This window comes from Roseomonas indoligenes, from assembly GCF_017813365.1.
Classification (GTDB): domain Bacteria; phylum Pseudomonadota; class Alphaproteobacteria; order Acetobacterales; family Acetobacteraceae; genus Roseomonas; species Roseomonas indoligenes.
This window is the reverse complement of the sequence record NZ_JAGIZA010000008.1, coordinates 1-24,360: the sequence shown is the minus strand read 5'-3', so window position 1 is coordinate 24,360 and position 24,360 is coordinate 1. Positions and strand designations below refer to the sequence as shown.

The 24,360-nt window shown below is 71.3% G+C and carries 24 protein-coding genes, 1 tRNA gene, 1 other RNA gene and 1 pseudogene; 12 read left to right on the top strand and 15 right to left on the bottom strand.

The window, feature by feature from the left end; translation table 11 throughout:
* Positions 1 to 265: 265 nt before the first annotated feature.
* The 3 genes from hemH to hemJ are packed head-to-tail and all read left to right on the top strand — an operon-like array spanning position 266 to position 2,501.
* On the top strand, positions 266 to 1,393 hold the full coding sequence (hemH, locus tag J5Y10_RS14155; RefSeq protein ID WP_342452919.1) for a ferrochelatase: 1,128 nt from the start codon (positions 266 to 268) through the stop codon (positions 1,391 to 1,393).
* Positions 1,393 to 2,052 carry an HAD family hydrolase gene (locus J5Y10_RS14150; RefSeq protein WP_209374656.1) on the top strand — a complete coding sequence of 220 codons (660 nt, stop codon included), beginning with the start codon at positions 1,393 to 1,395 and terminating at the stop codon, positions 2,050 to 2,052. The genes hemH and J5Y10_RS14150 overlap by 1 nt, the downstream gene beginning before the upstream one ends.
* On the top strand, positions 2,049 to 2,501 hold the full coding sequence (gene hemJ / locus J5Y10_RS14145; RefSeq protein WP_209374654.1) for a protoporphyrinogen oxidase HemJ: 453 nt from the start codon (positions 2,049 to 2,051) through the stop codon (positions 2,499 to 2,501). Before J5Y10_RS14150 ends, hemJ begins: the two co-directional genes overlap by 4 nt.
* A gap of 4 nt (positions 2,502 to 2,505) precedes the next feature.
* On the opposite strand, the gene J5Y10_RS14140 is transcribed toward hemJ, so the two are convergent.
* The 7 genes from J5Y10_RS14140 to J5Y10_RS14110 form a co-directional block, all read right to left on the bottom strand.
* Positions 2,506 to 2,745, bottom strand: a complete 240-nt coding sequence (locus J5Y10_RS14140) for a DUF3072 domain-containing protein (protein WP_209374652.1) — start codon at positions 2,743 to 2,745, stop codon at positions 2,506 to 2,508.
* A 240-nt stretch (positions 2,746 to 2,985) separates the two neighbouring features.
* Entirely contained in the window at positions 2,986 to 4,569 is a 1,584-nt protein-coding gene (locus J5Y10_RS14135; RefSeq protein ID WP_209374650.1) for an ABC transporter substrate-binding protein, read from the bottom strand.
* Positions 4,566 to 5,918: a CapA family protein gene (locus J5Y10_RS14130; protein ID WP_209374648.1), complete on the bottom strand. Its 1,353-nt coding sequence runs from the start codon at positions 5,916 to 5,918 to the stop codon at positions 4,566 to 4,568. The genes J5Y10_RS14135 and J5Y10_RS14130 overlap by 4 nt, the downstream gene beginning before the upstream one ends.
* A 70-nt stretch (positions 5,919 to 5,988) precedes the next feature.
* Positions 5,989 to 6,540 (bottom strand): hypothetical protein, encoded by a 552-nt coding sequence (locus tag J5Y10_RS14125; RefSeq protein ID WP_209374646.1) that lies wholly within the window; start codon positions 6,538 to 6,540, stop codon positions 5,989 to 5,991.
* A complete protein-coding gene (locus J5Y10_RS14120; protein ID WP_209374644.1) occupies positions 6,537 to 6,824 on the bottom strand; it encodes a phosphoribosylamine--glycine ligase in 288 nt (95 codons plus the stop codon). The genes J5Y10_RS14125 and J5Y10_RS14120 overlap by 4 nt, the downstream gene beginning before the upstream one ends.
* Entirely contained in the window at positions 6,821 to 7,750 is a 930-nt protein-coding gene (gene nudC / locus J5Y10_RS14115) for an NAD(+) diphosphatase (protein WP_209374642.1), read from the bottom strand. Before nudC ends, J5Y10_RS14120 begins: the two co-directional genes overlap by 4 nt.
* Before the next feature lie 56 nt (positions 7,751 to 7,806).
* Complete coding sequence (locus J5Y10_RS14110) at positions 7,807 to 8,547, bottom strand: hypothetical protein (RefSeq protein ID WP_209374640.1); 741 nt, start codon at positions 8,545 to 8,547, stop codon at positions 7,807 to 7,809.
* A 269-nt stretch (positions 8,548 to 8,816) separates the two neighbouring features.
* Between J5Y10_RS14110 and ffs the strand changes: the two genes are divergently transcribed.
* The 8 genes from ffs to J5Y10_RS28465 all read left to right on the top strand — a co-directional run bounded on the left by ffs (position 8,817) and on the right by J5Y10_RS28465 (position 17,198).
* Positions 8,817 to 8,913: signal recognition particle sRNA small type (ffs, locus tag J5Y10_RS14105), an RNA gene on the top strand.
* Positions 8,914 to 8,963: 50 nt separating this feature from the next.
* Positions 8,964 to 11,006: a DNA polymerase III subunit gamma/tau gene (locus J5Y10_RS14100; RefSeq protein ID WP_209374638.1), complete on the top strand. Its 2,043-nt coding sequence runs from the start codon at positions 8,964 to 8,966 to the stop codon at positions 11,004 to 11,006.
* Positions 11,007 to 11,054: 48 nt separating this feature from the next.
* A complete protein-coding gene (locus J5Y10_RS14095; RefSeq protein ID WP_209374636.1) occupies positions 11,055 to 11,396 on the top strand; it encodes a YbaB/EbfC family nucleoid-associated protein in 342 nt (113 codons plus the stop codon).
* 264 nt (positions 11,397 to 11,660) lie between these two features.
* Complete coding sequence (gene recR, locus J5Y10_RS14090; protein WP_245214733.1) at positions 11,661 to 12,293, top strand: recombination mediator RecR; 633 nt, start codon at positions 11,661 to 11,663, stop codon at positions 12,291 to 12,293.
* Positions 12,294 to 12,406: 113 nt separating this feature from the next.
* Positions 12,407 to 13,771, top strand: coding sequence for an FkbM family methyltransferase (locus tag J5Y10_RS28755; protein ID WP_209374634.1), 1,365 nt, complete (start codon positions 12,407 to 12,409; stop codon positions 13,769 to 13,771).
* A gap of 15 nt (positions 13,772 to 13,786) precedes the next feature.
* Positions 13,787 to 14,824, top strand: coding sequence for a glycosyltransferase family 4 protein (locus J5Y10_RS28750; RefSeq protein ID WP_209374630.1), 1,038 nt, complete (start codon positions 13,787 to 13,789; stop codon positions 14,822 to 14,824).
* Complete coding sequence (locus J5Y10_RS14075) at positions 14,821 to 15,855, top strand: glycosyltransferase family 4 protein (RefSeq protein ID WP_209374629.1); 1,035 nt, start codon at positions 14,821 to 14,823, stop codon at positions 15,853 to 15,855. Before J5Y10_RS28750 ends, J5Y10_RS14075 begins: the two co-directional genes overlap by 4 nt.
* Positions 15,852 to 17,198: a glycosyltransferase gene (locus J5Y10_RS28465; RefSeq protein WP_209374628.1), complete on the top strand. Its 1,347-nt coding sequence runs from the start codon at positions 15,852 to 15,854 to the stop codon at positions 17,196 to 17,198. Before J5Y10_RS14075 ends, J5Y10_RS28465 begins: the two co-directional genes overlap by 4 nt.
* Positions 17,199 to 17,361: 163 nt before the next feature.
* Here J5Y10_RS28465 and J5Y10_RS14065 read toward each other — a convergent pair whose 3' ends face one another.
* The 7 genes from J5Y10_RS14065 to J5Y10_RS14035 all read right to left on the bottom strand — a co-directional run bounded on the left by J5Y10_RS14065 (position 17,362) and on the right by J5Y10_RS14035 (position 23,846).
* On the bottom strand, positions 17,362 to 18,597 hold the full coding sequence (locus tag J5Y10_RS14065) for a NupC/NupG family nucleoside CNT transporter (protein ID WP_342452918.1): 1,236 nt from the start codon (positions 18,595 to 18,597) through the stop codon (positions 17,362 to 17,364).
* Positions 18,597 to 18,980 (bottom strand): gamma-butyrobetaine hydroxylase family protein, encoded by a 384-nt coding sequence (locus J5Y10_RS14060; protein WP_209374626.1) that lies wholly within the window; start codon positions 18,978 to 18,980, stop codon positions 18,597 to 18,599. Before J5Y10_RS14060 ends, J5Y10_RS14065 begins: the two co-directional genes overlap by 1 nt.
* A gap of 4 nt (positions 18,981 to 18,984) precedes the next feature.
* Positions 18,985 to 19,191, bottom strand: a complete 207-nt coding sequence (locus J5Y10_RS14055; protein ID WP_209374625.1) for a Trm112 family protein — start codon at positions 19,189 to 19,191, stop codon at positions 18,985 to 18,987.
* Between the two features lie 38 nt (positions 19,192 to 19,229).
* A complete protein-coding gene (locus tag J5Y10_RS14050) occupies positions 19,230 to 19,892 on the bottom strand; it encodes an LON peptidase substrate-binding domain-containing protein (protein WP_209374623.1) in 663 nt (220 codons plus the stop codon).
* Positions 19,893 to 19,954: 62 nt separating this feature from the next.
* Positions 19,955 to 20,887, bottom strand: coding sequence for a thioredoxin family protein (locus tag J5Y10_RS14045; RefSeq protein ID WP_209374621.1), 933 nt, complete (start codon positions 20,885 to 20,887; stop codon positions 19,955 to 19,957).
* A gap of 381 nt (positions 20,888 to 21,268) precedes the next feature.
* Complete coding sequence (locus tag J5Y10_RS14040) at positions 21,269 to 22,660, bottom strand: cytochrome P450 (protein WP_209374619.1); 1,392 nt, start codon at positions 22,658 to 22,660, stop codon at positions 21,269 to 21,271.
* A complete protein-coding gene (locus J5Y10_RS14035) occupies positions 22,647 to 23,846 on the bottom strand; it encodes a hypothetical protein (RefSeq protein ID WP_209374617.1) in 1,200 nt (399 codons plus the stop codon). The genes J5Y10_RS14040 and J5Y10_RS14035 overlap by 14 nt, the downstream gene beginning before the upstream one ends.
* Before the next feature lie 154 nt (positions 23,847 to 24,000).
* On the opposite strand from J5Y10_RS14035, the gene J5Y10_RS14030 reads away from it, so the two are divergent.
* Positions 24,001 to 24,075 (top strand) — tRNA-Gly (locus J5Y10_RS14030).
* A gap of 177 nt (positions 24,076 to 24,252) precedes the next feature.
* On the opposite strand, the pseudogene J5Y10_RS27895 reads toward J5Y10_RS14030, so the two are convergent.
* Positions 24,253 to 24,360 (bottom strand): annotated as a pseudogene (locus tag J5Y10_RS27895) (IS630 family transposase); the annotation flags it as partial.

The following is a 24,360-nucleotide window of genomic DNA, read 5'->3' as shown; positions in this document are numbered from 1 at the left end:
GCGGTTGCCCCAAGGGAGGGGAGAAGGAATCCTCCCCTCCCTTGGATCCCTCCCCTGATCTTCTCCTGGGAGGATGCTGCGGAATGCTCGTCCGGCGGTCCGCCTCGGGTCGGTGGTCCGAGGCGCGGGCATGGCCGTCGGCATTGCTGTTGGATGAAAGATGATGGGGTCCAGGAGAAGAATTACTTCCTTCCCTGGCCGTGGTCCCGAAAGGCGGAGCCTCGCGAGCCTTGACCCCACCGCCGGGGATGGCATCTGGCACCCCATGGACATGAACGAAGCTGGCCCGCCCGGGCCTCGGCGACGGTTGGCGGTGGTGCTGTTCAACCTCGGCGGGCCCGACAGCCCGGCGGCGGTGCGGCCTTTCCTGACGAATCTCTTCACGGATCCGGCGATCCTGCGCCTCCCGGCGATCCTGCGGATCCCCCTGGGGCGCTTCGTGGCCGCGCGGCGGACGAAGGCGGCGACGGAGAACTACGCCATCCTCGGCGGCAAGTCCCCGCTGCGGGAGCTGACGGAGGAGCAGGCGCGCGCGCTGGAAGGCGCGATGGCGGAGGAGGGCGTGGAGGCGCGGTGCTTCGTCGCCATGCGCTACTGGCACCCCTTCACGGAGGAGGCGGTCCAGCAGGTCAGGGACTGGGGGGCGGAGGAAGTGCTTCTGCTGCCGCTCTATCCCCAGTTCAGCACGACGACGACGGGCAGCAGCCTGACCGTGTGGCACGCGGCGGCGAAGAAGGCCGGGCTTTCCGTGCCGACGACGACGCTGTGCTGCTGGCACTCGGACGAGGGCTATGCCGGGGCGACAGCCGCCATCATCCGCAAGGCGCTTACGGAAGCGCGGGCGGCACTGCCCGAAGGCGCGAAGCTGCGGCTGCTGTTCAGCGCGCACGGCCTTCCCGAGACGATCGTGAAGCAGGGCGATCCCTATCAGTGGCAGGTGGAGCGCAGCGCGGCCGCGGTGATGGCCGCGCTGGACATGCCGGAGCTGGATCACGCGATCTGCTACCAGTCCCGCGTGACGCCGCAGAAATGGCTGGGGCCGAGCACGGAGGAGGAGATCGCGCGCGCCGCCACCGACGGCACCGCGATCCTTGTCTGCCCCATCGCCTTCGTGTCCGAGCATTCCGAGACGCTGGTGGAGCTGGATGTGGAGTACCGGGAGCTGGCGGAGCACAAGGGCGTGCCCGGCTACTTCCGCGTGCCCGCGCAGAACAGCGACCCGGCCTTCATCCGCGCCGTGGCCGCCCTGGTCGCGCACGCACGGACGGAGACGCGCGGTTCGCGCGATGCGGCGGGCGGGAAGCTCTGTTCCTTTGCCGGCGGGCGGCAATGCCCGAAGGCCCATACGGGTTGCCCGCATTCCGCGGCCCAGCCCATGCGGAGTGCCGCCTGATGCGTCCTGCTGCCGTGCTGTTCGATTGCGACGGGGTTCTTGCGGACAGCGAGGCGGTGGCGAACGGCTCCATCGCCGAGGACCTGACCGAGCGCGGCTGGCCGATGACGATGGAGACCGCGAAGGACACCTTCATGGGCACGTCGCTGCCGGATATCGTGGCGGTGGTGCGGGACAGGCTCGGCATCGCCCTGCCCGATGATTGGCCGCGGCAGATCGTCGCGCGCATCGTCGGCAAGTACCGCGCGGGCCAGCTGGAACCCATCCCCGGCGCCCAGGGCGCGGTGGAGGCGGTGGCGGCGGCGGGAATCACCATGGCCATCGCCTCCAACTCCGGGCGGGACGAGCTGCGGACGAAGGCGGGCCTCCTGCCCTTCTTCAAGCATTTCGAGGGCCGGCTTCTCTGCTTCGAGGACGTGGAGCGGCCGAAGCCCTACCCCGACCTCTACATCGCCGCAGCCCGCCTCTGCGGCGCCGATCCCGGCGATTGCGTGGTGATCGAGGACAGCGTGACGGGCGCGCGCGCCGGCGTGGCCGCCGGCTGCCGCGTGCTGGGCTTCGCGCATGAGACGCCGGCGATGGACCTGCTGGAAGCGGGCGTGGCGGATGTCTTCACCAGCCACGCCGCCCTGCCCGGCCTGCTGGGCATCGCCCGATGACGATCCCCTGGCTGATCAATCTCTATCCCTGGACCAAGGCGCTGCACCTGACCGCTGTGGTCGCCTGGATGGCCGGGATGTTCTACCTACCGCGCCTCTTCGTGTACCACTCCACCGTCCCGATCGGCAGCGAGACGTCGGAGACCTTCAAGGTGATGGAGCGCCGCCTGCTGCGCGCCATCATCAACCCGGCCATGACCGCCACCTGGCTGCTCGGCATCACCCTGGTGCTGACACCCGGCATCATCGACTGGTCGCAGGGCTGGTGGCACGTGAAGCTGCTGAGCGTGCTGCTGATGAGCGGCTTCCACGGCCATCTTTCCGCCGCGCGCAAGCGCTTCGACCGCGACGAGCGGCCGAAGAGCGAGCGGTACTGGCGGATCGCCAATGAGGTGCCGACGATCCTGCTCTTCGTGATCGTGGTGATGGTGATCGTGCGGCCGTTCTGAGCCCTCAGGTGCCGCGGCCGGTCTTGTCCTGCAACTCGTCGATGCGCTTGGAGGCATCGGCCTTGGACAGACCCTCGTCGAACTCCTCGCCCGCCTCTTCCGAAAGGGTCTTGAGGTAGGAGGCCTGAGCCCCGGTCATGGGTTGGTCTCCCGTGGTCCAGTCGCTCGGGTCCTTGATGGTGTTGGAACCGGGCTCGGGATCGGTCTTCGGGTTGTGCGCGTGCTGCTCGGGCTGCTTCGCCATAGTGGCATCCTCCTCGTGTATGTTCTCCAAACGTTCGCCACGGAGGAGGGTTGCGCGGGTGGCCCCAGGAAGGCGCCGCAGCCCTTTTTGATTTCAGCTCAGCGTGGACGGACCTTCCCCACGCCTCGGGTCATCGGCCCGAGGCGAAGCGCTAGATGAACATCCCGCGGCAGCCCGAAAGAAAGAGAGGAGGGGTGGGGTTCCAGGGAAGGGGAGAATTCCTTCTCCCCTCCCCTCGGGTTACCCACGCCGCACCCCATAGAACAGCGGCGCCCCCGGCGCGAAGCCGGAGAGATCGCTCTTGTGTGCCGTCAGGGTGCGGTACTCCCCCAGGGGGATGTAGGGCACGTCCTGGAAGGCCTGCCGCTGCATTTCCGCGCAGAGGGCGGCCTGCGCGACCGGATCCGGGGCGGTGATCCAATCCTGGCGCAGTTCCTCCAGCTTCGGGCTGTCCGGCCAGCCGAACCAAGCGCGGGCGCCGTTGGCGCGCAGGCCGAGGTGTCCGCCGGGGTCGATCGTGTTGCCGAGGCCGGTGACGAAGACGCTCCAGCCGCCCTTGTCCAGCGGGCCGCGGTTGGCGCGGCGGGTGCTGATGGTGCCCCAGTCGCCGTTCTGCACTTCCACGTTCATGCCGACCTGCTTCAGCAGGTCCGCCGTGACCTCGGCGAGACCCTTCAGCGAGGGATAGTCGTCGGCCTGCAGGACGACGACCCGTTCGCCCGCGTAGCCGGCGGCCTGCAACTCGCGCTTTACCTTCGCCAGGTCGCGGCGGCTCGTCAGCGCCTCCAGCCCGACCTTGCTGGCCATGGGAGAATCCGAGGTGAAGTAGCCTACGCCGATTTCCCAGGCCGCGGGGTCGGTGCCGTAGGCGGCGGTCATGAAGTCTTCTTGGCTGACGGCGCCGAGGATCGCTCGGCGGATCGCCGGCTTGTCGAAGGGCGGCTGCAGCCAGTTGAAGCGCATGATCGTGCTGAACAGGTCGTCGACCACATGCACGTTCAGCCCGCGGTTGCGCTTCAGCAGCGGGGCGAGGTCGTTGTTCGTCACCTCCAGCCAGTCCACCTCGCCCGCCAGCAGGGCGGAGGCGGCGGTGGCCTGGTCGGGGATGATCGTCCACTCCACACGGTCGAAATGGGCGACCTTGGGGCCGGCGGTGCGGCTGGCCGTGCCGTCCGGGCGGGGGAGGTAGCCCTCAAAGCGGGCATAGGCGGCGCGGGCGCCGGCCATGCGCTCATCCGCCAGGAAGCGGTAGGGGCCGCTGCCCACCATTTCCGTGACCTGCCGCGTCGCCTCCGTCGCGGCGAGGCGCTCCGGCATCATCGGGCAGACGGAGGCGCCGTTCTTGCCGAGCGCGGCGTGCAGGCCGGGGAAGGGCTTCTTCAGGCGGAAGCGGATGGTGCGGTCATCCGGGGCGCTGATCTCGTCGGCTCGCGCGATCACCTCCTGGCCGTACATGTCGCGGTTGCCCCAGCGCTTGATGCTCGCCACGCAGTCGCGGGCGCGCACGGGCTCGCCGTCGTGGAACTTCAGACCCTCGCGCAGGGTCATGGTCCAGGTCAGGCCGTCATTCTCGACGGTGTGGCCGGCCACCATCTGCGGGTGCGGGCGAAACTTCGCGTCCAGGCCGTAGAGATAGTCGAAGACCATCGCCGAGTGGTTGGTGGTGACGGCAGCGGTGGTGAAGACGGGATCGAGCACCGCGAGATCGGCCTGCGGCACGAATTTCAGCACGCGCCGCCCCTGGGCGGCGGCGAGGCGCGGTGCGGCCAGGAGCGCGGCGCCGGTGCCGAGGGCGGCGCGGCGGGTAAGGGTCGGGCCGCTCATGCGGGCTCCTCCTGGCGAATGGGGGCGGGCTCGGGGGAAAGGTCGAGGGTGGCGCGATCGCCCTCCAGCCGCAGGCGCGTGCCGAAGGGGGCGGACAGGGCGGCGAAGCGTTCCAGGATGGCCCGGGCCTGCACCCCTTCCGCCAGGCGCGGACGGCCGCGCAGGTGGCGCGCCTCGCCGAGGCCGAGGGAGACGGGGACGATTTCCATCCCCGTCATCCGGCCCTCCTCGAAGGTGAGGAAGGGCACCACCGTCTCCCAGTAGCGGCCGTCCGAGGGGAAGCCGCCCTCGTCGTTCCGGGTGCGCTGGCGATAGACCATGCCGGGGGTCAGGGCCGGGTCCGCGCGGAAGCGCTCGTAGGAATCGCTGGGCAGGCGCGGCACCAGCTCGTTCTGCCCGATGAAGTTGCCGAGCGAGTAGAAGATCGGGCGGCCCTTGTAGACCTCCATGCCGCGCAGGAGGTGCGGGCCGTGGCCCACCACGAGGTCCGCGCCCTCGTCGATCATGCGGCGGGCGAAGACGGGCAGGAACTCGGCCGGATGCTCCTTGCCGAGGGCCGGGTCGTGCTCGTGCGCGTGGAAGGAGACGAGCACGATATCGGAGGTCAGCCGCGCCTCCCGCACCCAGCGGGCGATGCCGTCCATGTCCGCGGGCTTCGCGGTCTGGCGCTGCGCGACCTTCTCCGCCTCCCGGAAATTCAGCGTGGCGAAGGGGAAGACCCCTTCCTCCGGCGGGAAGCCGAAGCCGAGCTTCACGACCATCTGGCGGAAGGCTTCCAGCCCCAGCCCGTCCGCCATCTCGCGCAGCGCCTGCATATGCGCCGGCAGCACCTCGTGCACCGTATCGTAGCGCAGCGGGTTCAGGCCGGGGCGGCCCGGCATGTCCGGCCGTTGGGCGCTGGCTTCCTGCCCTTTCGCGAAGGTGGCGGAGCAGGCGAGCATCGCCACGGTGCCGTTGGGGTGGCCGTGGAAGACCGGCCGCCGCGCCTCCTCCAGGTTGCGGCCGAGGCCGGCATGGGACAGGCCGCGCGCGTCCAGGGCCTCCAGCGTCAGCAGCAGGCCGGAGATGCCGTAGTCCAGAGCGTGGTTCGTAGCGGTGGCAAAGAGAGAGAAGCCGCCCTCCGCCAGCTCGTCCAGCACCCAGGCCGGGGCGCCGAAATGAGAGCCGCCGGATTCGAGGGCGGGATCCCCGCGGAAGTCGTTGGCAAGCGTCTCGAAATTCGTGAAGGCCACGTCCGCGCCACGGATCATGTCGAAGAGCGGGCGGAGGACGGGATCGGTGCGCGAGAGAAGGCGACGCTGGAGGATGCTGTCGCCGGTCAGGGCGAGGCGGAGCGGGGAAGCGGGCAAGGCAACGTCTCCAGGAGCGAGCCCGCCGATCCTGGCACGGGGCGTGCCAATCCGGCGCGCGGAATCTCCGTCAGCCGCAGCCCAGCCAGGCGATGAAGTCCGGGTGATCAGGCGCGACGGTGCGGGCCACCACGCCCTGGCGGCTCGCCCAGTTGCAGTGGAAGGCGCGGATCAGCGCGGCCCCGTCCCTGTCGGGCGGGGCGGCGAGAAGAGCGGCCACCTCCGCCTCGCGCTCGATCAGCCGCATCTCCTCGGGCCGCAGCGGGCGAACGCCCTGGATGCCGAGCGGGGCGAGCCCCCCGGCGAGGAGGATGATCCGGGTCGGGGCGCCGGGGCGCGTCTCGGCCGCGGCCCAAGGGGCAGCGACCTCGACGCCGTCGGCCAAGCCCGGGCGCTGCCGGTAGGCGAAGGCGTAGCGGCGCAGGGCGGCGGTTCCGTCCGGCGGCCAGGCGAGAGGGAAAGCGGGCGAGACGAGGGGGGACCAGCCGCGCGCGGAAGGGCCGAGGGCGGCCCAGGCCGCCTCGACCTCCGCACCAGGCGGAAGCGGCTGGGCACCGGCGGGGAGGGCGAGGAGGAGCGCGGCGCCGAGGCCACGCCGGCCCGGCCGCGCCCCGCCCCTCATTGCGGCGGGCGGACCGGCTGCACCCCGCCCGGCGCCGCGAGACCCTTGAGGCGGAGGCAGCGCAGGTAGGCCTCGCGCTCGGCGAAGCCGATGTCGCTCATCACGCGCTGGCTCTGGGTCGGGTTCTGCGTCTGCAGCCGCTCGAAGCCCTTGTCCACGGCGGGGGAATCCTGCGCCTCCTTGCGGCAGGCGACCTCGGCCGCGCTGGCCGGGGGCGGCAGGGGATCGTTGGCCCTGCAGGCCGCCAGGACCAGCAGCGGGGCGAGGAGGAGGGCGCGGGTCATGGCGTGTGCTCCAGCCAGTCCTCGATCAGGCGGCGGGCGATGGAATCCACCCGCGGCAGGGAGAAGCCGGCAGCTTCGGGATTGCGGATCTCCTCCCGCGTGAACCAGCGGGCGTCGCGCAGCTCGTTCGGGTCGATCGTGACCTCGCGGCTCAGTGCCTCCGCGTGGAAGCCCAGCATGATGGAGGCGGGGAAGGGCCAGGGCTGGGAGGAGTGGTAGTGGCAGGCACCGACGAGCACGCCCGTCTCCTCCTTCACCTCGCGCCGCACCGCCTCCTCCAGGCTCTCGCCCGGTTCCACGAAGCCGGCGAGGGTGGAGTACATGGTGCTGTTCGGGAAGCGCGTGGAATGGCCGAGCAGGCACTCGTCCCCGTTCACAACCAGCATGATGACGGCGGGGTCGGTGCGCGGAAAGTGCTGGGCGCCGCAATGGGTGCAGGCCATGGCGTTGCCGGCGCTGCGCGGCTCGCAGGTGTTGCCGCAGACGCCGCAGAAGCGGTGGCGGGTGCGCCAGTGCATCAGGCCGCGCGCATGGGCGAGCATGGAGGCCTCGCCAGGGGGCAGCAGGCCGGCGACGGCGCGCAGGTCGTGGAAGGCGCCCATGCCCTCTGGCAGCAGCGGCAGCGGGTCCTCCGCCGCGCTGCAATCCACCGTGAAGACGGGCGTGCCATCGTTGAGGCCGAGCAGGGCCCAGGGGCCGCCGGCCATCAGCACCGTCTCCGCCGCCTCCCGCGTCAGCAGCACCGCCTCCGGCGCGCCGGATTCGACGCCGCGCAGCAGGCTCTTCGAGCGCCAGACGGGGGCGATGAGGCTTTCCTTCGAGGCCAGGGCGGCCGCGACGAAATCGGCGTCGTCCCGCCGGTCCGAAACCCGGTCGAGCGGAGAGCCGGTATAGGCGTTGGGGCGGCTGGCGGGGATGGTGAGCATGGGAGGGCGGAACCTGCCATGGCCCGGGGATGCGGTCCATCCGCCGGGCCCGGGCGTCAGAACCGCCCACCGATGTTCAGGGTGATCCACTCGCTCCCGCCCACCCCGGGGCAGGAGGTGCCGATGCCCAGCGGCGCAGCGCCCTTCCGGCTGAGCTCCAGCCTCATCTCGCAGCCAGCGGAGAAGCCGCTGTCACGCAGGCCCGCCACGGGCCGGGTCGACACGACCTGCAGGTCGAAGCGCGTATCTGGGCCGGCGATGGGGGTGAGGTCGCCCGAGATCGCGGCCTCGCCCCGGAAGGCCAGTCCATTGGGCAGGCTGTCACCCCCCGCGGCGGAAAGGCCGGTCGGGTCGCCCAACCCGCCCTTGGCCCGCAGCTTCAGGCCCTCGGGCAGGGCGAGGGTCATCTCCTGGAAGACGGCGCCGCCGAGGAGGTGCCGGGGCTGGCCCTCCTCGGCCCAGCTCGCCTCCGCCCGGATGACCGGGCTGGTGAGGAGGGAGAGAGAGCCGTCCCGGAAGGTCTCGTACCGGGCGCCGAGGGTGCCCGTCCCGCCGGCTGCGGCGACCCGGCCCGCGAGGTCGCGCGTGGGCTTCGGGGTCTCGCCGCTGATCCAGAAGCTCTTGTCCGCGCTGTTCCAGCCCAGGTGGTAGGCGGGCTCGGGCAGGATTGGCGCCTGCTCGATCCGGGTCTGGGCACCGGCTTCCAGCACCACGTTATCGGCCGCGGCGGGCGGTGCGGGGCCGAGCGCGGCCAGAGTGGCAAAGGCGAGAGACAGGGGGAGCTTACGGAGCATCATGGCGCTATCTGGGCAAAGATGGCAAAATCTGGGCAGGGACTAGCCGCGTCCCTGCCCCGCCTCAAGCCGAAAGAAGCCCGCCGGCGACTCGGCAATATCGTGTTGCAGCGCAGCATCAGCTGGGAACCCTGCTGCCGCGCCGGATCCGGCAGGTATCCGCGCTGACTCGGTGCTCCCCAGGGCAAAGCGTCCGGCAACACGGGCCTGGAGCCGCATCTCCTGCCGCCCCCCGTTGCCCCGGAGGCCGTCTCCCCTCATATACCGCCGCGGAAGGCCGGTCGCGGACGGGCGCCCTGTCGACCTGGTCAGGTCCGGAAGGAAGCAGCCAAGGCGGGTTTCCGCCCGGGTCGCGGTCCGGTCTTCCACCTCTCTTGGTATGATGCCTGGCGGCCCAGGCCGCGTATGATGCGGCCCGGATGACCAGCGACACCGACCTCTCGACCGAAGCGCCGGACGACCTGCCGGAGCCCCCGATGGAGGGGCCCGGCCTGTTCGGCGATCCCGTGCCCGCTCCTGCCCCTGCTCCCGCAGCGGTGCCCACCCCGGCGCCCTCTCCCGCCCCAGCCGAGCCGGCCCAGCCCTATCGGGTGCTGGCGCGCAAGTACCGCCCGAAGAGCTTCGCGGACCTGATCGGGCAGGACACGCTGGTGCGGACCCTGCGGAACGCCTTCGCGCAGAACCGCGTGGCGCATGCCTTCATGCTCACCGGCGTGCGCGGGGTGGGAAAGACCACCACGGCCCGCATCATCGCCCGCGCGCTGAACTGCATCGGGCCGGATGGGAATGGCGGGCCGACGGCCGATCCCTGCGGGGTCTGCCCGGAGTGCCGCGCCATCCTGGCGGACCGGCACCCGGACGTGGTGGAGCTGGACGCGGCCTCCAACAACAGCGTGGACAACGTGCGGGAGATCCGGGAGGCAGTGCGCTTCCGGCCGAGCCAGGGGCGCTTCAAGGTCTATATCCTGGACGAGGTCCACATGCTCTCCGGCGCGGCCTTCAACGCGCTGCTGAAGACGCTGGAGGAACCGCCGCCGCAGGTGAAGTTCCTCTTCGCGACCACGGAGATCCGGAAGGTTCCGGCCACCATCCTCTCCCGCTGCCAGCGCTTCGACCTGAAGCGCGTGCCGCAGGAGACGCTGCGCGCCCATTTCACCCGGATCGCGGAGGCGGAGGGCGCGGTGGTGGAGCCGGAGGCGATCGCCATGGTCGCCCGCGCGGCCGATGGATCGGTGCGCGACGGCCTCTCCCTGCTCGACCAAGCCATCGCCATGCCGTCCGAGGACGGGCACGGCGTGACGGCCGAGGCGGTGCGGGAGATGCTGGGGCTGGCGGACCGCGCCCTGGTGATGGACCTGATGGAGGCCGCCATGAAGGGCGATCTTCCCGCCGTGCTCGCCACCATGGACCGCGCGCATGAGCGCGGCGCGGATCCCGGCGTGGTGCTGGCCGACATGGCGGAGCTGACCCACACCCTGACGCGCTTCCGGGCGGTACCGGCGCTGAAGAACGACCCCTCCGTGCCGGAAGCCGAGCGCACCCGCGGGGCGGCGCTGGCGGAGACGCTGACCATCCCCGTGCTCGGCCGTGCCTGGCAGGTGCTGCTGAAAGGCATCAACGAGGTAGCGGAGAGCCCGGACCGGCGCGCGGCGGCGGAGATGGTGCTGATCCGCCTGGCGCACTTGGCCGAGATGCCCACCCCCGGCGACATCGTGCGCCGCCTCTCCGGCGCCAGCCCGCCCCCGCCGCGCGGTGGCGGCGGTGGTGGCGGTGCGCCGTCCGGTGGCCCGGGCGGCGGGGTGGAGGCCGTGGGCATGCCCGTTGCGGCCGGCGGCCCGCCCGGCGGGTTCCGCGCCATTGCCGGCGGCGGTGGCGGCGCGGCGATGGCCGTGGCGACCGAGCCGGAGACGGAGGCCGTCCCCCTCGCCCGCCCGACCACATTCCGGGAGGTGGTGGCCCTCGCCATCGATGTCAGGCCGGGCCTGCACGCCGAGCTGAAGTCCTTCGTTCATCTCGTCCGCTTCGCGCTGACCCCGGAGGGTGGCCGGATCGAGTTGCGCCCGACCGCCAAGGCGCCGCGCGACCTGGCGGCGCAGCTCACCGCCCTTCTGGCGGAACGGACGGGGCAGCGCTGGACCATCGTCCTCTCGAACGAGGTGGGGGAACCCACCATCAACGAGCAGGGCAAGAGGGCCGAGGTCGATCGCTTCGGTGTGGCGGCGGAGCACCCCCTCGTGCGGGCCGTCCTCACGACCTTCCCCGGGGCCCAGATCCGCCAGGTGCGCGATGAGTCCCTCGATTACTACGGCCTGCCCCCGCCCACCCCGGCGGAGGAAGGGGCGGAACCGGCGATGGAGGAGCGCGGGTTCGACCCCGTCGAGCCGCCGATTGACCCGATGGACGACGAGGATTTCGGCTTCGCGCCGCTCGACGCCGAGCCCGCGGGGATGGACAGGCCCTGAGGCCTGGGCCATCGCCCTTCCCTGAACCCCTGACGTGAGGACCGCCGCATGAAGAACCTGGGCAACATGCTGAAGCAGGCTCAGCAGATGCAGTCGAAGATGCAGGAGATGCAGGCTAAGCTGGAGGCCGCCACGATGGAGGGCCAGGCCGGCGCCGGCATGGTGAAGGTCACCCTCTCCGGCAAGGGCGACCTCAAGGGCCTTGCCATCGACCCCTCCCTGATGGTTGCGGAGGAGCGCGAGGTGCTGGAGGACCTGATCATCGCCGCCCACGCCGACGCCAAGCAGAAGGTGGAGGCGATGATGGCCGAGGAGATGTCCAAGGCCACCTCCGGCCTCAACATTCCCGGCATGGGCGGCGGGCTGGGCGGGTTCAAGCTGCCGTTCTGATCGCGGGGGGCCCCAGGGGGCGGCGCCCCCTGGGGCCCGTCCCGCTGCCGCCGCGCTGGACTGACACGGGGTTTCGGTATGGGGAACCTGATCCTGCCTTGCAGTCGCCTTGGGTCGTCGACCCGAGGCGCACCGTCAGCCGAACCAAAGCCCAGAAGAAGATGATGGTGAGGGGTCCGGGGAGAGGAAGAATTCCTTCTTCCTCTCCCTGGTCCGCAAGCGCCGTCCGATGCGCCGGAAGGGGATCGTCACCATATGGCACGCATGCCGTTCGACCCTTCCACGATGCGCCAGGATCCGGTTCCGCCGAATGATCCGGTGGAGCAGCTGGTTGCCCTGCTGGCGCGGATTCCCGGCCTCGGGCGGCGTTCCGCCCGTCGGGCGGCGCTGCGGATGCTGCAGGACCCGGAGCGGCTGATGCGTCCCCTCTCCCGCGCGCTGGATGCGGCGGCGGAGGCGGTGAGCCCTTGCCGGGTCTGCGGCAACCTCGACTCGCGCGACCCTTGCGGCATCTGCCGCGATCCCCGGCGGGAGCGCGGGCTGGTCTGCGTGGTGGAGGGGGTTTCCGACCTCTGGGCGCTGGAGCGGGCGGGGGCGCATCGTGGGCTGTACCACGTGCTGGGCGGCACCCTCTCGGCGCTCGGCGGCGTGTCGCCGGAGGATCTTTCGATCCAGCCGCTGGTGGAGCGGGTGGCGAAAGAGGGGGTCGAGGAGGTGATCCTCGCCCTGCCGGCGACGGTGGAGGGGGCCTCCACCGGCCACTATCTGGCGGACCGGCTGCGGCCGCTTTCCGTGCCCGTCACCCGGCTTGCCCAGGGCGTGCCGATGGGCGGGGCGCTGGACGTGCTCGACGACGGCACCCTGGCCGCGGCTTTGCGGGCACGCCGCCCGGCATGACGCGGGCACGTCGCCCGGCCTGAGCCGCCCCCGGCTTGCCGCCTTCCGTGTTATCGTTATGAAGGCGCGGCGGCGCCTGGCGCCGATCTCTCAAGGCAGTCCGGGGGCCACGCGTGTCTGACAACCAGCCCTCTCGTCCCATTCACAGGCGTGCCGGCCGGGTTGCGCTGCGCGGGCTGCGCCCCTTCGCCCTGCCCTTCCTGAACCGATTCCAGCTGCGGGTGCGGCAGGCGGTGGAGGATGCCGATCTCGAGGCCCGGATCAACGGCGGGGTTGCCGCCACGGTCACGGCGGCCGTGCACGCGCTGACGCGGCCTCTGCAGGCCCTCTCGGACCGCCTGGATCCGCTGCCTTCGCGGCTGGACGACCTCGCGGGGCGGGTCGAGCGGGTGGAGGAGCACCTTCGGGCCGAGACGGCGATGTTCGAGCGGGCGGTGGACCGGCTGGGGCTGCGCATGCAGGCACTGCAGCTCGGCATCGACGCGCTCCGCCTTGAGCAGGGGCCGCGGCAGGATGCGATCGCCGGGGCCATCACCGGGGCCGTGACCGGGGCCCTGGCCTCCACCGAGGAGCGGCTGACGGCGCAGACCGGCGGCCGGGCGGACGCGCTGCTCGAGCAGCTGCAGAGCCGCACCGACCTCCTCTACGGCCTCGTCCGGGACCGGACGGAGCCGCTGCTGTCGCGGGTGGCCATTCCCGCCGGCGACGCCCTCCTCATGCGCCTGCCCGAGGGCTTCCTCCTCATCCCCGCGGAGGACGCGCCGCTGGTGGCCGCCATGCACGAGAGCGGCGGACGGCTGGAGCCGGGCACGGTGGCGGTGATGCAAGCCGTGCTGCGGGAGGGCGACACGGTCCTGGACGTGGGCGCGAATGTCGGGCTGACGGTGCTGCCCGCCGCCCGCTGCGTCGGCCCCGGGGGCCGGGTGATCGCCGTGGAGCCCACGGCCCGCTTGGCGGAGCTGCTGCGGCGGAGCCTGGTGACGAACGGGCTGGACGGGATCGTGACGCTGCACCGCTGCGCGGCCGGTGCGGCGCGGGGCACGGCGGAGCTGAACATCGGCGTCACCTCCGGCCACTCCTCCCTGCTCGCCCTGCCGGGATCGGAGGGGAGCGAGACGGTGGAGGTTCGGCCGATGGACGAGCTGGTGCCGCCGGGCACGCGCGTCCACCTCGCCAAGATCGACGTGGAGGGCTTCGAGCCCGAGGTGTGGCGGGGCATGGGGCGCATCCTCTCGGAGAACCCGGGGATGGCGGCGCTGGCGGAGTTCGGGCCGGAGCACCTGCGCCGCGCCGGAGTCTCGCCGGCGGAGTGGATGGCGATGTTCACCGGGGCCGGCTTCACGGCCTATGAGGTGGACGAGGCGACGGGCGCCGTGCAGCCGGCGCGGCCGGTTTCGGCCCTGGCCGCCGTGACGACGGCCAACCTGCTGATGCTGCGCCAGCCGGTCGAGGCTTATCCCGCGCTGCGGCTGGCCTGAGCGGGGCCAGCGCGCGTGAAGATCGGCATCGTCTCCACCGCCGTGCCGCTGGTGTATGGCGGCGGGCGCTTCATCGTGGACTGGCTGAAGGAGAAGCTCGTCGAGCGCGGGCATCAGGTGGAGATCGTGTACCTGCCCTTCGTCGAGCGGCCGGACGAGATCCTGTCGCAGATGGCGGCGTTGCGGATGATGAAGCTGGAGCACTACTTCGAGCAGGTCATCACCATCCGCCCGCCCGCCCATGCGGTGCGCCACCCGCGCAAGGTGGCGTGGTTCATCCACCACATCCGCGGCTTCTACGACCTGTGGGACACGCCCTACCGCCCGATCGCGGCCAACGCCGCCGGCTTGGCGCTGCGCGATTCCATCATCGCGGCGGACACCGAGTGCCTCTCCGAGGCGCGGCACCTGTTCACCAACTCACGCGTTGTCGGGGAGCGGCTGCGGCGCTTCAACGGGCTGGAGAGCGAGGTGCTCTACCCGCCCATCCTGCGGCCTGAGATGTTCGTCTCCGGCACCTATGGGGACGAGATCGTCTCGGTCTGCCGCATGGAGCACCACAAGCGCCAGCACCTGATGGTGGAGGCGATGGGGCACACGCGCACGGCCGTGCGGCTCCGCCTCTGCGGCGTCTCCATGGACACGTCCCACGTGCAGGGGATGCGCGAGCGGGCGCGGGCGCTGGGCGTCGCGGACCGCGTGACGATCGAGGAGCGCTGGATTTCCGAGGAGGAGAAGGCCGAGCGGCTGAAGAATGCCCTCGCCTCCGCCTACCTGCCCTTCGACGAGGACAGCTACGGCTACCCGACCATCGAGGCGGCCCATGCCGCGCGCTGCACCGTGACCGTCTCCGATTCCGGCGGCGTCGCGGAGTTCGTGAGGGATGGCGTGACCGGGCTGATGACGGAACCGGACCCGGCGGCCATCGGCGCCGCCTTCGATCGGCTGCACGCCGACCGGGCCCTGGCCGCGCGCCTGGGCGCCGCCGCGCGGGAGCATGTGGCGGAGCTGGGCATCGACTGGGACACCACGATCGAGAGGCTGCTGGCATGAAGGTGCTCGTGCTCAGCACCATGGTGCCCTTCGTGCACGGGGGCGCGGAGGAGCTGTTCGACCACCTCGTGCTCAACCTGCGCCGGCAGGGGCACGATGCGGAGGGGATGAAGCTTCCCTTCACCTGGGACCCGGCCGAGGGCCTGATCGAGGAGATGCTGATCGCCCGGCAGATCCGCGTGACCAACATCGACCGGCTGATCGCCCTGAAGTTCCCGGCCTACATGGTGCCCTGGCACGACAAGGTGCTGTGGGTGCTGCACCAGTACCGCCAGGCCTACGACCTGCTGGATGCCGGGCAGAGCAACATCCCAGACACCCCGCGCGGGCGGGAGATCCTGGCGGCGATCCGCGCCGGCGACGCGCAGGCCTTCCGCGAGTCCAGGCGCATTCACACCAACGCGCCCATCACCTCCCGCCGTTTGAAGCAGTACAACGGCTTCGACAGCAGCGTGCTGCGCCCGCCGCTGAACGACCCGGAGCTGTTCACGGGCGGCGAGGCGGAGGGGTACATCCTCGCAACCGGACGGGTGAACGCGGGCAAACGGCAAGCCCTGCTGGTGCGCGCACTGCGCCATGCCCCGGACGTGCGGCTGGTGGTGGCCGGCCCGCCCGACACGCCGGCGGATGAGGAGGCCTTGCGCCGCCTTGCCGCGGAGGAAGGGGTGGAGGACCGGGTGACGCTGGACCTGCGCTTCCTGCCCCGCGCGGAGCTGGCGCGGCTGGTGAACGGCGCGCTCGCCGTGGCCTACCTGCCCTATGACGAGGACAGCCTGGGCTACTGCACCATGGAAGCTTTCCAGGCCGCCAAGCCCGTGATCACCGTGACCGATTCCGGCGGCGTGCTGGACATCGTGCGGGACCGGGACAACGGCCGCATCGTGCCGCCCGATCCCCAGGATCTGGCCGAGGCCATGGCGGGGCTGGTGGCCGATCCGGCGCTCAGCCGGCGCTACGGCCGCGCCGGGCGCGGTGCCATGGAGGATGCGGGGCTGGACTGGCCCACCACCATCGAGAGGCTTGTCGCGTGAGGCCGCTTCGGATTGCCTGGGCGGGGCCCTGGAACGAGCGCTCCGCCATCGCCGCCTTTGGTCAGGGCGTGGTGGAGGAGCTGATCTCCCGCGGGCACGCCGTGACGGTGCTGCGGACGGAGGCCGGGGAGGCCCTGGCCCTGCCGCCGCGCCCGGCGCCCTGCGACGTGCACGCGATGGACCTGGTGGGCGATGCCACGATCGAGCAGGGCTTCGACGTCGTGGTCGGGCAGATCGGGGACAACCACGACTTCCACGGCGCCCTGCTGCGCCGGATCAACCCGATGATGACCGTGGGCGTGTTCCACGACGCCTTCATCGCCAACCTCTTCGCCGGCCACGCCCACCGCACCGGCCGGCCGGAGTTGCTGACCAGCGTACCCCGGGCGCTGTACGGGCCTGAGGGGCTGCGCGAGGGCGAGCCCTACTGGGCAGACATGGAGGAGATGGCCCGGCGCCGCCCGATGCTGGAGTGGCTGGCCCGCCGCTGCGCCGGGGCTGTGGCCCATGCCCGGCACTACGCGCCGCGCCTGGCGGCCGCCTGCCCCGGCCCGACCGCCACCATCCCGCTGGCCTTCGAGGTGCCGGACCTGCCTCCGCTGCCGACCGCCTGGAACCGGATAACGGTGGCGGCCATCGGCCACGCCAACCCCAACCGGCAGCTCGACCAGATCCTCATGGCCATCGGCGCCTCGGGGAGCCTGCGCGGGCGCTGCCGGCTGCGGGTCATCGGCGCGGCGGATCCGGCGGAGCGGGCGCGGCTGACGGGCCTTGCCAGGCTGCTCGGCGTGGAACCGCCGGAGTTCACGGGCTGGGTGAGCGACGAGGACCTGCGCTGGCAGTTGCGCGACGTGGACGCCATCGCCTGCCTCCGCAACCCGGTGCTGGAGGGGGCCTCGGCCTCGGTCATCCTCGCCCTCGCCTCCGGGCGGCCGACGCTGGTGACGAACCACGGCTCCTACGCCGAGATCCCCGGCGATGCCGTGCTCCCCTGCCGGCCGGAGGAGGAAGCGCTGGACGCGATGCGGCACCTGGAATGGGTGCAGGCGCAGCCCGCGGAAGCGGCCGCCCTGGGCGCGCGCGGCCAGGAGGTGGCGCGGACCCGCCACTCCTCCCGGGCCTATGTCGATGCGCTGCTTCCGCTGCTGGAGGAGGTGGTGAAGGACCGTCCGCGGCGCGAGGCTCGCCTGCGGCTGTCCTCGATCCTCGAAGGCTTCGGGCTGGGGCCGGACGATCCGGTGGCCGAACGCGCCGAGGCGGTGGTGGACGCAATGGGGCTCGACCCGGCGAAGGTGGAGAAGGCCCGGCAGATCGCCGCGCCGGCGTTCCAGGCGCTGGCCTGAACCAGGGATAGAGAAAGAATTCTCTCCTCCCTGACCCCTTCTCATCTTTTTCAATCGGGCTGCCGCGGGATGATCGCTCGGCGGCGCGCCTGAGGTCGGTGACCTCAGGCGACTGACACGGCAGGCCGCGCCGCCACGATACTGGGCCACAAGTGCCAATGGATCAGGGCGAGAGCAGCCCCACCGTCGCGCCGGTCATGCAGCAGGCGATGGTGGCCGCGAGGAGCGCGGGCAGGCCGAGGCGGACGATCTCCGCCCGGCGTTCGGGGCAGAGGGCGCCCATGCCGGAGACCATGATCCCGACGCTCGCGAAGTTGGCGAAGCCGCAGAGGGCCCAGGAGAGGATGAGCTTTGTGCGGGGGGCCAGGGCGGCGCCGTTGGGGCCGGCCATGTCGAGGTAGGCGACGAACTCGTTCACCACGCCGCGGATGCCGAGCAGGCGGGCGGCGGCGGTGGCGTCTTCCGGCGCGATCCCCATGGCCCAGGCCAGGGGCCAGAGGAGGGTGCCGGCGATCGCTTCCAGGGTGGTGCCTGTGAGGGGCTGGAGAATCATGTTCACGAGCGCCACCAGGGCCACGAAGACGATCAGGCCGGCCATGATGTTCAGCAGGAGCGAGAGGCCGTCCGCGGTGCCTCGGGTGAGGGCGTCCATGCTGCTGTCGTAGAGGGGTGGGGCCTCGATGTCGGCGGCCTCGGGGGCCGCGGCCTCGGGCCGCATGAGGCGGGCGGCGAGGATGGCGGCGGGGGCGGAGACGAGGGAGGCGGCGAGGAGCTGGCCGGCGGCGTCCGGCACGGCATTGGCGAGCATGGCGGCGTAGACCACCAGCATGTTGCCGGAGATGGTGGCCAGGCCCGCCGTCATCACCACCAGGAGCTCGGAGCGCGAGAGGGTGGCGAGCCAGGGGCGGATGAAGAGGGTGGCCTCCACCATGCCGGTGAAGACGTTGGCGGCGACCGAGACGCCGCAGGCGCCGGAGACTCCGAATGCGGCGCGGAGCGCGCGGGACATCACGCGCACCAGGGCCGGCAGCACCCGCCAGTGGTAGAGCAGCGCGGAGAGGGCGCCGACGAGCAGGACGATCGGCAGGGCCTGGAAGAACAGGACGAAGCTTCCGCCGGGCTGGGTCTCGGCGAAGGGCAGTGGCCCGCCGCCGAGATAGCCGAAGACGAGGCTGGTGCCGGCCCGCGTGGCCTGCGCCAGCGCATTCACCGCGTCGCCGACCAGGGCGAAGCCGGCGCGCAGCGGGGGAATGTGCAGCAGGGCGGCAGCGAGGGCGAGCTGGAGGGACACCCCGGCGAGGACGGCGCGCCAGGGCAGCGGGCGCCGGAAGCCGCCGCAGGCCCAGGCGAGGACCAGCAGAGAAGCTAGGCCAATTGCGGATTGGAGTTGCGGCGGCACTACCGGGTGGTCTTGGGGGCAGCACGGCCGCGCAGGTCGCGGGACAGCCCCTTCTCCTCCAGCGCGGCAAGATAGGCGGGCCAGAGGGTGTCGTATTCCCGGCCCAGGCGGTGCAGCGTTTCCCAACTGTAGATGCCGGTGTCGTGCAGGTCGTCGAAGGTCAGGCGGACGGCGTAGTTCCCCACCGGCTCGATCCCGATGATCGCGACCTCCCGCTTGCCGTGGACGAGGTTCTTCTGCCCGGGGCCGTGGCCCTGCACCTCGGCGGAGGGGCTCTCCACCCGCAGGTACTCGGCGGGCAGGCCGAAGCGGCTGCCGTCGTCGAAGGCCACCTCCAGGCGGCGCTCGGCGCGGTTCAGCCGGATTTCGGTGGGGGTTGGCACGCTCCTACAGGCGGCGCGCCTCGTCCGGCAGCATGATGGGGATGCCGTCACGGATGGGATAGGCGAGGCCCGCGCCCTCGCTCACCAACTCCCCGGCGGCGCGGTCGTAGCGCAGCGGGCCCTTGGTGACGGGGCAGACGAGGATCTCCAGCAGGCGGGGATCGACCGTCACGGTGTTGGCATCGCCGGCGGGCGGCGTCGTCTGGCTCATGGGGAAGTCCTCGGCACGGGCGCCCGGACCTGGGCGCCTCAACTCGGGCGCATGTCTTGGCCCGGACCGGGCAGGCTGTCCATCCGCAGCATCGCGGCCAGCGTCTCGGCCAGGGCAGTGGGGTCGGCCGCCTCCAGCAGGGCCTGCTTCTCCACCGGCTCGAAGGGGCAGACCATCGCGAGGGTCGCGACGAGGGGGCCGTCCTCCATCCCTTCGATCGCCTCCCAGTTCGCATCGATTCCCTTGGCGCGGAAATAGGCCCGCAGGAGGCCGAGCATCGTCGTGCGGTCCAGCACGGGCGAAGGGGCGGGCCGGGCCAGGTCGGCGGCGAAGGGGGCGTAGTCCGGCCGGATGCGGCGGTAGCCGTCTCGCATCGGCAACTCCTCCGCCACGTGGAAACGGGCAAGGCCGGTGAGGCTGATCAGCAGGCGCCCGTCCTCTGTCTCCGCGAAGGAGGAGATGCGGCCGAGGCAGCCCACCCGGTAGAGGGCGGGGCCGGTGGGGCCGGGGGGCGCCTGCGGGTCCGGCTGGATCATGCCGAGGCAGCGGCCGCTGGAGAGGCTCGCCTCCATCATCGCCAGGTAGCGCGGCTCGAAGATGTTCAGCGGCAGCCGTCCCCCGGGCAGGAGGAGGGCTCCGGGAAGGGGAAAGATCGCGATCTCAGCCGGCAGGGCGCCGAGGTCCCGGGGGTGAAAGGGCATGTCCGGGAACTCCTGATGGGCATCGGGAAGGGGGAGGACGGGCGCCCTCCCCCGGTTCCACCTCAGCTGAACAGCATGGAGGAGAGCTTGCGGCGCCCGGCCTTCGTGGCCGGGTCCTCGAAGCCCCAGGCCTCGAAGAACTTCAGCAGCTGCTTGCGGGCAGCCCCGTCGTTCCAGGCGCGGTCGCGCTTGAAGGCATCCAGCAGGGCGTCGGCCGCGGCCGTGCGGTCCCCGGCGGCGTTGAGGGCGACGGCGAGGTCGATCCGCGCCTCGTGATCGTTCGGGTCGGCGGCTAGGCGGGCTTCGTACTCCGCCAGCTTGCCGCGCGCCTCGCGCCCGGCCTTCGCAAGTTCCAGCGAAGAACGGACGGCGACGACCTCCGCGTGGTCGCGCAGCTTCGGCGGCAGGCTCTCCAGCACCTGCTCCGCTTGGTCCTCCTCACCCAGTTCCATCAGGCAGCGGGCGACGCCGGCCATGGCGGCGGCGTTCTCCGGCTCCTGCTGGGCCAGGGCGCCGAAGAGCTCCAGGGCGCCCTGGAAGTCGCCCTCCTCCACCGCCTGCTTCGCCTCGGCCAGGAGGTCGGCGGAGGGCATCTGCCCGCCGGCCATCTTCAGCAGGTTCTCGATGAATTTCTTCACCTCGCTCTCGGGCAGCGCGCCCTGGAAGATGTCGGCGATCTGGCCCTGCCAGAAGGCGGCCACCGTGGGCACGGACTGCAGCGGCAGGCCGAGCTGCGACAGCTGCTGCACCAGGGCGCGGTTGGCGTCGATGTCGATCTTCACCAGCCGCACCCGGCCGCCGGCGGCGCGGACCACCTTCTCCAGCGTGGGGGTGAGCTGCTTGCAGGGGCCGCACCAGGTGGCCCAGAAGTCGACCAGCACCGGCACCTCGCGGCTGGCCGCCACGACGTCCTGCATGAAGCTCTTCTGGTCGCCGTCCTTGATGACGTCGTCGGCGGCCGCGCCGCCCGGGGCAGGGTTGAAAAGGGAATCCATGGTGACTGACGCCTGTCCGGAGTGATTTACCCTTAGATGCGGATCATGTGGCGCCTGGGCAAGTCGTGCGCGAGAGAGCGTTGATTTCGTTGTGCCCTGTGTCCTCATCGGTCCGGAACCAGGGGGCGCCGCCCCCTGGAACCTCCGCTAAGGGCCTGAGGCCCTTGGATCCCCGTCTGGCTGCCGCCTGCGCCGTCCTGACATGGGGTTTCGGCGTGAGGGGATTGATCCTGCCCTTGCAGTCGCCTCGGGTCGTGGACCCGAGGCGCACCGTCAGCAAAACAGGACCAACCGCTAGAAGAAGATGATGGTGAGGGGTCCGGGGAGAGGACGAATTCCTTCGTCCTCTCCCCGGGACAGACCGGAAGTGAAGGATGTCCCCTACCCGCGCGCCCGTGCCTGACAGAGGACGGTGCCGTTCGGGCGGATGGTCAGCCGGGCGCTGGGTTGGATGCTGGCCGGGGAGACGGGGGTGATGTCAAAGTTCCCCATCAACCGGGCGAGGAGGAGGGTGCTTTCCACCGTGGCGAAGGCCGCGCCGGGGCAGATGCGCGGGCCGAGGCCGAAGGGGATGTAGGCGTCCTTCGGGATGTCGGCCGCGCGCTCCGGCAGGAAACGGTCAGGGTCGAAGAGGTCGGGATCCTTCCAGAAGCCGCGGTGGCGGTGGATCACCCAGGGGGAGACGACGACGAGGTCGCCGGGCTGCAGGGTCCAGCGGCGGACCTTGTCCGGGGCAAGGGGTGAGCGGACGAGAAAGCCGACGGGCGGGTAGAGGCGCAGCACCTCGCGCAGGACGCGCTTCGTGTAGGGCAGGCCGGCCTGCAGCGCTTCCAGGCTGGGTTCCCCCTGCCCCAGCGCGTCCGCCTCAGCCCTGATGCGCGCCGTGGCGCCGGGCAGGTTGGCGAGGATGACGAGGGCCCAGGTGAGCATGCTGGCCGTGGTCTCGTGGCCCGCGAGGAAGAAGACGGCGATCTGGTCCACGAGTTCTTCCCGCGTGAAGGCGCGGCCGGTTTCCGGGTCGGTGGCACCGATCAGGGCGTCGGCGATGTCACGCCCGGCCGCGGCGCCCGAGGCCAGGCGGCGGTCCACCATGCGGCCGAGCGTGCCGCGGATGGCGGCGCAGGCGGCGCGGAAGCCGGCGGCCTGGGGCGGGGTGGGCGGCCTGCCGGAGTAGAGGAGCTTCCAGGGGGCGAGCTGGTCCGACAGGACCTGGAAGCGGGCGAAAGCCTCGAAGACGGTCATCGCCTCCTCCGCCTCGATCGGCTCGGAGAAGATGGTGCGGAAGACGACGTCGGCGGTGACGTGGCTGAGCTCCGCGTCCAGCGCAAAGGGCTTGCCCGCCCGGGCCTGGGCCGCGACGCGGGCGACGCAGTCCGCCACCGCCGCGCCCATGTGGGGATATGCCCGGGAGAGGGCGATTCCTGACATGGCCGGGCGGATCATGTCGCGCTGGCGACGCCAGCTGCTGCCGTTGGCGACGAAGACGCCGTCCCCGACGAGGGGGGAGAGCGCGTCCACGAAGACGGCGGCCTTGGGGTAGTTCGCCGCGCGCTCCACCATCACCTCGCGCGCCGTTTCCGGGTGATTGATGATGTAGAGGCGGCGGTCGCCGATGACGCGCTCGCCCATGAGGACGTCGAAGACGCGGCGCGGCAGGGCGGTGAGGAGGTTGGCGTCCCGGCTCAGCAGCACCTTGAGGAAGGTGCCGAGATTGCCCGAGGGAACCGGCGCAGGGGGGCGGTAGCGGGGAGGCGTGGTCTCAGCCAGGTTCACGCGTGACGGACTCCAGGGGCTCGGGGCCGGCCAGGAAGCGGTAGAACTCGTACTCGCCGTGCCTGTCGTTGGCGCGCAGGAACTGGAAGTGCAGCTCGTAGAAGCGGTAGGCCAGTTCGGCGTAGCGCTCGGCCGAGAAGATCTCCCGGAAGCGGGCGGAGCGCACCGTGGGGTTGTGGCGAGGCCGGCCGCCGAGGTCGAGGCGGAAGGCGGAGACCGGGTCCAGCCAGGGGAAGTTCAGCACGTCCTGTGGGGCGAAGTAGTCCACCCAGAACAGCCGGTCGTCGGTCACCAGGTTGCGGATGGCGCGGCGGGTGCGTGTTTCCGGGCGGCCGGCGGCCGCAATCGGGGTGTTCCCGCCGATGGTCATGAGGCTGAGCCGGGGGCCTTCCCGGCCGGCCTCGCCAAGGAGCTCCAGCGCGCGCGCCGTCACGGAGATGGCGACGAAGCTGCCGGAGCTGTGGCCGATGACCAGCACCTCATCGAGCGTCGGGTCCCGTGCGGCATCCGCCACGCGCCGGGCAAAGTCCTCGAACCGCGTATCGGCCTGCGGGTCCCGGTGGGTGCGGTGGCGCCAGGTGAAGATCCAATCGTTGATGAGGTACCAGACGTAGAAGCGGCGATCGAGGTATTCGGTCAGTCGCAGCAGGCCGAAGAGGCCGAGGGCGGCCGGAACCAGCCCCGCCAGGGGATGCAGGCCCAGCGCGGCGGCCAGCGCCAGGAAGGCCGCCACGAGGCCGAGCGCCGCCAGCGCGTAGAGCGTGGCCATGGCCCAGGGATAGAGCGAGAAGATCCCGAACTTCCAGTTCAGGCGGAGCATCTGGACCACCGTGCCGGTCCTGATCGCAACACCGAGCACGCGAAGGCTGAGGAGCGCGACGCGCCACTTCGGAACGGCGAAGTCGCGCACGGCGATCTCGTGCCAGGAAAGGCAGTCCACCACCGTCTCCACCGGGCTGTCAGGCCAGTCCGCGGCGATGTGCCAGTGGGTGGAGGGGTCTTCCTTTCCCGCGCGCATGCGGGCGGCGATGCCGTGGAGGGCGGCGAACTTCCGCAGCTCGCGGGAGAAAAGGAGGAAGTAGGTGCGCGGGCTGCGAGGGTCGTAACCCGGGACGTAGAAGACGTGGCGGCGCCGGACCCTGGCGGGCGGCCCACCGCCCTCGGCGCGGTCTTCGGCAGGGATCATGGGATCGAGCCTACATGCGGCGGCGGGAGGAGGGCCAGGGTGGGTGGACCCTTGGTCGCTGGGAGGTGAGGCAGGGCGTTGCTGGTGCGAGACGAACGGCGGAGGGGGTTGCAAGGCCCCGTGGCCCGTGTCATACGCCCGCCACGCACGGAGCGCGGGCGTAGCTCAGGGGTAGAGCACGACCTTGCCAAGGTCGGGGTCGAGGGTTCGAATCCCTTCGCCCGCTCCAATCTTCTCCAGAAGAACTTTTCTCTGGATGGATTGGGATCGCGCTTTTCCGTGTGTCTTCCCTACATTTCTGGCGTGCACCTAGATACTTCGAAGGTGGAACGAGCGCCGTTTTCTCTCTCCGGAGAGCCGTTTGTCTCCGAAGTTTGGGACTTGGGCGATTTAGAGCATTTCCAGCTTACTCGGACGCGTATCCTGAGTTGGCGAGGTAGTTTCTGCACTCGGCTTGGGTGAAGGTGTCGAGCAGGCGCCCGATGGTGGTCCAGAGGGCTTCGCGGGTACGGGT